The organism is Mycobacterium sp. NGS57 (genome assembly GCF_059812405.1).
The window spans coordinates 60985-68451 of record NZ_JCALCP010000017.1; the positions used below are offsets into that span (position 1 = coordinate 60985).

Sequence of the window (7467 nt, forward strand, 5' to 3'; positions counted from 1 at the left end):
GGTGTGACTGATGATGTTTATGTTGCATCTCGACCAGTGCCGAAAGGTCCATCGTGCTGACGCCTCTCGCCAGCCTGCGCCGGCTGGTGGCCTGCTGCGCGGCGGTGCTCGCGTGCGCGACGCTGACGTGCACCACCGGGCAGTTCGTCGCGCACGCCGCCGACGGGCGTGACCTCCTTGCCGGCGCCATCAACGCCACCCGGGGCTCGTACCTGGTCTACAACTTCGGGCCCGGGCATCCCACGCCGATGCTCAACGCCGGGGGCGGCTGGTACGAGATGAACAACGGCGGCCACCTGATGATCATCAAGAACGCGGCGGGGCGCCTGGCGCCGCACCTGCTCGTCGACACCCACCAGGGCGATCAGGCGCGTTGCGAAAACAATGCCGGCGCCCGCACCGGTGAGGGGCTGTGGCAGGCATCGGAGATCTACCCGCCGCTGCAGGCCTGGCAGCGAATGGGGCAGCCGACCATCGCGATCAACGCCAACTTCTTCGACATCCGGCCGCAGAAGGCGGGCTCCTGGCGTCAGACCGGCTGCAGCTCGCCGCTGGGTGCGTTCGTGGACAACACCCGTGGGCAGGGCCGGGCGAACCAGGCGGTCACCGGCACCGTCGCCTATCCGGGCAAGCAGGGGCTGTCCGGTGGCGGCGAGAGCTGGAGCGCCCTGTCGACGATGATCCTGCCGTCGGGCGGCGCACCATATGTGTTGCGGCCCAAGAGCCCCCAGGATTACGACGTGGCCACCCCGGTGGTCGCCGACCTGCTGAACCGCAACGAGCGGTTCGTCGCGGTGTCGGGGATCGGCCTGCTGTCCCCCGGCAAGACCGGCCAGCTGCACGACGGCGGTCCCAGCGCCGCGCGCACGGCGATCGCCTACGCGAAGCCAAAGGACGAGATGTACATCTTCGAGGGCGGCAGCTACACGCCGGACAACATCCAGGACCTCTTCCGCGGCCTGGGCAGCGACACCGCCATCCTGCTCGACGGCGGAGGCTCGTCGGCGATCGTGCTGCGCCGCGACACCGGGGGCATGTGGGCCGGCGCCGGGTCGCCCCGCGGGTCGTGCGACACCCGGCAGGTGCTGTGCGACTCCCATGAGCGGGCGCTGCCCAGCTGGCTGGCGTTCAACTAGTCAGCGTCGCCATCTGTGGCGGCCCGAAGCGGAAGATCACCAGGCTCGCCGCGACCACCACCGCGGCGACCGCGAACACCGGCGCCACCACGAATCGTGACATCGTGGCGCCGACCAGGGCGCCGAAGCACATCGTGAAAACGACGCTGTAGCGCAGCTTTTCGCGGGCCCCCGTCCCGCCGGCCAGCCTGCTGTCCAGGCCGAGGCTGACGATCGTCGACGTCAACACCGTGGTGGAGAGTTCCTGGATGCCGAACTGGCGCGCGCTGGAGTGCTGCAGACCGAACGTCACCGCCAGCATGCCGATCATGATCAGCTTGGTGTCGTCGTGATAGCGCAGCACACCGGCGCCCGCCAGGGACGACAGCGCCACCAGCAGCGCGATTTCGGTTGCCAGCACCGTGGTGATCCACGGTCGCGCCCGCGCACCGAAATGCCGCGCCAGGCGGCCGCTGGCGATCGTGCTGCAGACAAAGGTGGGCAGGGCCACCGCGACCGCGGTCAGGTCGATGCTGGACTTGGGCGCCAGCCAGAAGCCGAGGAAGATCACGTTGCCGGTCATGTTGGCCACGAAGACGTGGCCGAGCACCAGGATGCTCATGGCGTCGGCCAGACCGGTGGCGAAGGTCAACAACAGCAATGCCGCGACGGTCGAGCGGTCGGAAACCGGCGACGCGACGGGCATGGGCGGCGGCTAGACGTGCGGCGTCAGGTCCAGCGAGGTGATGGTCGTCATCCTCGTCACCAGCCAGCGGTCGTTGTTCCGCTTCATAAACAGCCGGTAGGACAGGTATTTCAGCGCCGGGATGTTCTTGGTCAGCGGGCTGGTGGACGTGGTGTTGGTGTACACGATGACGACGGCGTTCGGGTCGTCCAGCGATTCGACAGCCGCGCCCGTGACTTCGGTGTGGTTGGTGACCTTGGCCTGTTTGTTGGGGGCCACGATCGCGTCGACGAACTTGCGGTACTGGGCCTCGAAGTCGCCGCTGAGGTAGGCCGCCGCGCGATCGGCGAGCCCGTCCATGTTCTCCGGCGTGTAGGTCCACAGCGTCGTTATGGCGTTGGCCGCGGTCCGCGCGACCTTGAGTTTCGTTGCTGCGGTGGCCCGGTCGGTCAGATACGGCTGGACCATCGCGCCCGCGAACGCCGCCGAGCCGACGAACAGCAGCGCGGCCAGCGCGATGACGATGGCCAGGCGCTTGCCGGCCAACAGCTTGCGCCGGGGGCGCTTGACCTTGGTCTCCTCGGGCGGCTCGGGCGCGGATTCGGTTGGGGTGTCGGTGCTTTCGTCCACCTCTGTGGCGTCGGCGCTCAGGTCACCTGCAGCAGGTTGCTGATCTTCCACTGATTCCCTTCCTGCGTGACGGTTGCCGTCCAACGATTGGTGTTCTCGAAGATTTGCTTTTCGTCCGGCGACTTCGAGGTGACCTCGGTGGCCACCATCACGGTGGCGCCGCCGTCGTCGTTCCACCGCTCCAGGCCCGCGCCCAGAACGGTGCCGGTCGCCGGCTCGGCCCGGGCCACCTGGAGCAGGATCTCGTTGGCCTTGTCGCGGTACTGCTTGGCGAAATCCCCGGTGGCTTGGCCCAATACGCGGCTCACGTAGTCGTTGGCGTGAAACGGGTCGATGGAGGTGAACTGTGTCATGAACCCCGTGACGTAATTGATCACCTCGCGCTCCCGCGACGCGGTGCGCGCACGCGACTGGTGCGAGATCAGCATCAGCGTGCAGGCCGCGATCGACGCCACCATCAGCACCGCGGCCACCGCGCCGGCCACCGGCAGCCCCCACGGCCGGGGCGGCGGCGCCGGGTGCTCGACGAGCAGCGCTCCGGAGCCGGGCTCGAACTTGCGGCGAGGGCTCATTTTCTGTTCCCGGGCAAGGGAATCAGGTCGTCGACGCGCCAACGGTCGTCCCCGCCCTTGGCGAATTCCACGCGCACGGTCGCGCTGATGTACCGTTCGTCGGGCGCCGTGCCGCGCCGTCCCTGCAAGAACAGCAGCATCGTCGCGCGGTCCGGGCTGGCCGACTGGACCGACCAGTCCCTCGGCCAGTACTCGTTGATGAGCGGGTTTCGCTTCTTGGCCTTGTCCTGTTCGGCCGTCAGCTTGCCGCGATAGTTGTCGGTCGCCAGCGACCGCGCGCGAGCGAAGTCCTCGTCCAGTGACTTTGGGTCGTACGTCAGCATCTGCGCGACGATCTTCGGGCCCTGAGCCTGCACCTGCGCCCTGGTTTGATCGCTGGCCCGCTCGCGGGAGTACACCGCCAGATAGCTCATGGCGGTGGCCGCAAGGCACACCGACGCCGCGGTCAGCACCGCCGTCGCGGCCCACCGCCGGATACGGGGCGGCGTCGCGTCGGGTTCCACGCGCCGCGCCTCGGTGCGCAGCAGCAGGTCGGCGAACGTGCGGCGCCGCGAATCCCACAGCGGCCAAAGCCATCCCACCACCGATGCGGTGTCGAGCAGGTGGGCCAGGTCCCGCATCAGCAGCCGCCACGGCCCGGCCCCGGTGCCGTCGCGGCGCACCACCGCGATGCCGAACAGCCCGCGGCCGAGGCTCCAACCCGCCATCACCGGCAGCAGCAACCGGTTGACCAACATCAGCAGGATGACGGCGCCGAGGACGCACACGGACACCCACCACCACACGCCGTCGGGTACGGTGAACGACACCAACGCCAGCGTCGTCGCCACGGCGACACCCGCCAGGACGTCGACGGCGAAGGCGCCGACCCGAAGATGCCAGGGCGCCAAGGCATCCCGCGGCGACGCAGGAACGGCCGCGTGGGAAAGATCCTGGGTCCGAGTCACAGCGTGCGTCTCCGGGACCACCACCGTCACTTCGTCACCTGGTCGAGCTTGGAAATGCGGTACTGCCCCTCGGCGAACGCCATCTTGACCCGCAGCCGGTAGCCGCTCTCGTTCTGCTGCTGATCGCTGGCCACCTTGACGCGCATCGCGACGAGCACGTCGATCGAGCCGTCGTCGTTGTTGCGCTCCACCGCGGCCCGCACGTCGGACACCTGAACGTGGATGTTCGCGGCCTGATACGCCTGGACCAGCATGCTGGTGTACAGCAGCGCCTGGGAACGGTACGCGTCGGTGCCGCAGTCGATGATCTTCTGCTCGCTGGCGGCCATCGCCTGGGTGTCGGGGGCCTGGGTCGCCGACACGCAATCCACCGCCGCCTTGAGCGCCGCGGCGTCGTTGCGCGCGATCACTTGGCTTTCGTGGTGGTAACGCAACGCGAGGTAGCCGCCCGCGCCGAGGCCGCCGGCCAGCAGCACGAGCGCGGCGGCGATGCCGGACAGCCAGCCGCGGCCCATGCGTGACGGACCGCGCTCGGCCGCGGCGTCCCGGACGGCGTCGGCCTCCTCGACGGTCTCGGTGGGCTCGTCTTCGGCTCCCGATTCCGGCGATTGCTCGGCAGCCGAGGCCGCCTCGCCCGCCTCGGCCTGGAGCGTCTTTCCGGTCTCCGGTGGCTCCTCGGCCGTCACGGCCGGAGTGGTCGCGAGGGTCTCCTCGATTTCCGGGGCAGCAGCCGGCTCATCGATCTTCGGACCGGGCTGCCGGGAGGGCCTGCGCAGTCGACGAAACCTCGGCATGGGTGGGGGGTTCAGCCGGCCGGCGCCAGCATCTCCTTCCATCCGTCGTCTCCTGTTTTGGTCGAGTTTTCGACGGAGTACCTCACCCCGTCGGGCCCCACCAGCTCACCGCTCTGCGGGCTGTAGATCGCCGAAGGGGGCCCGCTCGGAGTGTAGACACACGGGTTGGGCTGTTGGCCGTTGCACTGCACGGTGCCGGTTCCCGGGCGCGTCAGCGGATCGCTGGTCGCCGGGGGTGTCCCCGACACCCGATCCGACGGGGCCGGGTTGAGGCCGTTGTTGACCGACGGCGCCGGTATCACCATGCCCGGCCGCACCGACTGGTCACAGCGCGCCGCAGGTGCGGGGCAGGTCAGGATCTGGTTGGGGTCGCCGTACCAGGGGTTGGTGCCCGCCGGGACGTACGGCTTGGGGTCGCGGCACTCGCGCGGCGTGGCCGCCCGCTTGCCGGGCACGTCGGCACACGGGATATTGCGCGATCCGCGGACGCTGTTGGACGGCGTCTCCATCGGGATCTTGCAGTACGTGCCCGACGGCAGGGGCTGGATGCTGGTGTCCGCGGGCGAACGCCACTGCGATGCCGGGATGAATCCGGTGAGGCAGGGTGGCGGCTGGTTGATCGACAGCGCCAGGTCGAGCGCGGCCTGGTTCGGGTAGGGCGCGGCCACCGTCTGGGCGATCGACGCGCCCTGCGGCAGGAACACCAGCACTTGCTCGAGGCCGGGGTGGTACCGCTTGAGCAGTTCGATCACGACCTCGAGGTTCGCCAGCGTCTGCGGCAACGAGTCACGCACGCCGCTGAAGACCTCGTTGACCTCGTCGGCGGTCGGCGCCCCCTGGGCCAGAATGCTTTTCACGTGCTGGTCGTTGGCCGCGGTCTGGGCGGCCAACCTGTTCAGGTTGCGCGCCCAGCGCTCGATCGCGCTGTTGGACTGGACTTGGCTGTCGATGACCGGCCCGGAGTTCTGGATGATGTCGTTGACGTCGGTGATCTGAGTCTTGAAGTCGCCGACGATCGCCTGCGTGGAGTCGACCAGCCGCTGCAGCGCGGGGCCCAGCCCGCCGACGGACTGGGCCGTCTCGTCGAGCAGCTTGGCGATCTTGTCCTTGGGCAACACCGCCAGCCCCCGGTTGGCGGTGTCCAGCGCCGGCCCGATCTCGGCCGGCACCGTCCCCCTGGCGATGGTTTGACCGGGCGAGAGGTACTTGCCCGGGTTCCCGCTGGAGACCAGGTCCAGGTACTGCTCACCGACCGCCGACACCGAGTGGACGTTGGCGATCGCGTCGACCGGGATCTTGTAGCGGCTGTCGATGCTCATCGTCGCCAGAGCGCCCCGCTCGGTGGGCTCGACGTCGGTGACCTTGCCGATGGTGATGCCGCGGTAGGTCACGTTGCCCGTCGGGTAGAGGCCCCCCGACGCGGGCAGATCGGCCTTGAGTTCATACCGGCCGATGCCCATGAGGCTCGGGACCTGCAGATAGTAGACGCCGAGCACCAGCAGCGCGATCACCGTGAGGATCCCGAAGGCGATCAGCTGGCGCCGGATGAAGGTGGTCAGCAATTCCGGTCCGCCCTTTCCACCAGCGGCCCGCCGGGCGCGTCATTCGGGTTCGGCGTGTACCGGACATCGGGGATCATCGTCTCGGGATCGCGCCCGTACGACTGCTCGAGCGCGCGCAGCGCCCCCGACAACCCGGTGCCGGTGAGGAACGCGTTGTCCACCGCGCTGTAGGTCACGTCGAGCGTCAGCGACACGTTGACGTAGTCGCCGCGGAACATCTTGGGGACGGTGTCGATGTCGAACGGCTGCGTGAGGATCAGCTTCAGCGCGCCGATCAGGTACGGCGACGCCCGGCCGAGCTCTTTCAACGGGCATTGCAGCAACTGCAGATCCTGGTTCAGCGGGGCGCGCGCCTCCGAGAGGTACTGGTCGGCGGCCTTGCTCAGCCGCCCCACCGAATCGACGGCGTTGATCAGCAGCTGCTTGGTGTCGGCGAAATGCTTGAGCAGCGGCGGGATGTCGGTGAACACCCGGTCCAGCACGTCGGCGCGGGCACCCACGTAGACCAGCAGGCGGTTGGTGGAGTCGATGGCGTGGGTGATGTCATCGCGCTGCTGGTTCAGCTGGCCGGTGAAGGTGTCCAGCTTGCCCAGAAACGCCCGGATCTGCGGGCCGCGCCCGTTGAAGATGTTGTAGACCTCGTTCTGCAGCACCTCCAGGTTGGGGATGCCGCCACCGCGCAGGATCAGCGAGAGGCTGGCCAGCGTCTGCTCGGTGGTGGGGAACGCCGTCGAGTTCTTCAGCGGGATGGTGTCGCCGTCCTTGAGCAGCTCCCGCGACGGGTTCGGCGGGGAATCCAACTCCACGTGCTGCGAACCCAGCAGGGACGTCTGACCGATCTTGGCGATCGCGTTCTTCGGGAGCTTGACGCTCTTGTTGACACCCAGCTTCAGGGTCGCCACCCAGTTCTTCAGCTCGATCGACTTGATGGATCCGACGTAGACGTCGGCGACCATCACCTTGCTGTTGCCGTTGATCGCGAGCGTGTCGGGCATCTGCACGTTGATGGTCATGGAGTCCGAGCCGCTGCCCGGCCCGCCGGGGATCGCCACGTTGGAGATGCCCTTCCAGCCGCACGAGCTCAGCACCAGGGCGGCCACCAGCAACACCAGGCCCTGCCAGGACCGGTGGCGAATCCGGAGCGCGATCACTGCCGGTCGGT

Annotated in this window: 8 protein-coding genes; 1 reads left to right on the forward strand and 7 read right to left on the reverse strand. The window is 68.5% G+C overall.

Translation table 11 applies throughout. The features are described from left to right. Nucleotides 1–26 precede the first annotated feature (26 nt). Nucleotides 27–1136, forward strand: coding sequence for a phosphodiester glycosidase family protein (locus AC5Y43_RS23750; RefSeq protein ID WP_499976707.1), 1110 nt, complete (start codon nt 27–29; stop codon nt 1134–1136). Here the strand turns inward: AC5Y43_RS23750 and AC5Y43_RS23755 are convergent. The 7 genes from AC5Y43_RS23755 to AC5Y43_RS23785 are packed head-to-tail and all read right to left on the reverse strand — an operon-like array spanning nt 1129 to nt 7456. Continuing rightward, a complete protein-coding gene (locus tag AC5Y43_RS23755) occupies nt 1129–1821 on the reverse strand; it encodes a YoaK family protein (RefSeq protein WP_499976694.1) in 693 nt (230 codons plus the stop codon). The two genes, AC5Y43_RS23750 and AC5Y43_RS23755, sit on opposite strands and share 8 nt — an antisense overlap. 9 nt (nt 1822–1830) lie before the next feature. Continuing rightward, nucleotides 1831–2481, reverse strand: a complete 651-nt coding sequence (locus AC5Y43_RS23760; RefSeq protein WP_499976696.1) for an Mce protein — start codon at nt 2479–2481, stop codon at nt 1831–1833. Continuing rightward, a complete protein-coding gene (locus AC5Y43_RS23765; protein WP_499976698.1) occupies nt 2448–3002 on the reverse strand; it encodes an Rv1363c family protein in 555 nt (184 codons plus the stop codon). Before AC5Y43_RS23765 ends, AC5Y43_RS23760 begins: the two co-directional genes overlap by 34 nt. Continuing rightward, a complete protein-coding gene (locus AC5Y43_RS23770; protein WP_499976709.1) occupies nt 2999–3949 on the reverse strand; it encodes an RDD family protein in 951 nt (316 codons plus the stop codon). Before AC5Y43_RS23770 ends, AC5Y43_RS23765 begins: the two co-directional genes overlap by 4 nt. Nucleotides 3950–3975: 26 nt before the next feature. Beyond that, nucleotides 3976–4785 (reverse strand): Rv1363c family protein, encoded by an 810-nt coding sequence (locus AC5Y43_RS23775; protein ID WP_499976700.1) that lies wholly within the window; start codon nt 4783–4785, stop codon nt 3976–3978. Further along, the gene (locus AC5Y43_RS23780) at nt 4755–6305 is read right to left on the reverse strand and encodes a virulence factor Mce family protein (protein ID WP_499976702.1); all 1551 of its coding nucleotides are present in this window, start codon (nt 6303–6305) and stop codon (nt 4755–4757) included. Before AC5Y43_RS23780 ends, AC5Y43_RS23775 begins: the two co-directional genes overlap by 31 nt. Next, complete coding sequence (locus tag AC5Y43_RS23785) at nt 6299–7456, reverse strand: virulence factor Mce family protein (RefSeq protein WP_499976711.1); 1158 nt, start codon at nt 7454–7456, stop codon at nt 6299–6301. The genes AC5Y43_RS23780 and AC5Y43_RS23785 overlap by 7 nt, the downstream gene beginning before the upstream one ends. Nucleotides 7457–7467: the final 11 nt, after the last annotated feature.

Bases quoted from the DNA above. Each gene is read 5' to 3' on its own strand.
- AC5Y43_RS23755 (WP_499976694.1), bottom strand. From the start codon at position 1,821: ATGCCCGTCGCGTCGCCGGTTTCCGACCGCTCGACCGTCGCGGCATTG.
- AC5Y43_RS23765 (WP_499976698.1), bottom strand. From the start codon at position 3,002: ATGAGCCCTCGCCGCAAGTTCGAGCCCGGCTCCGGAGCGCTGCTCGTC.
- AC5Y43_RS23775 (WP_499976700.1), bottom strand. From the start codon at position 4,785: ATGGAAGGAGATGCTGGCGCCGGCCGGCTGAACCCCCCACCCATGCCG.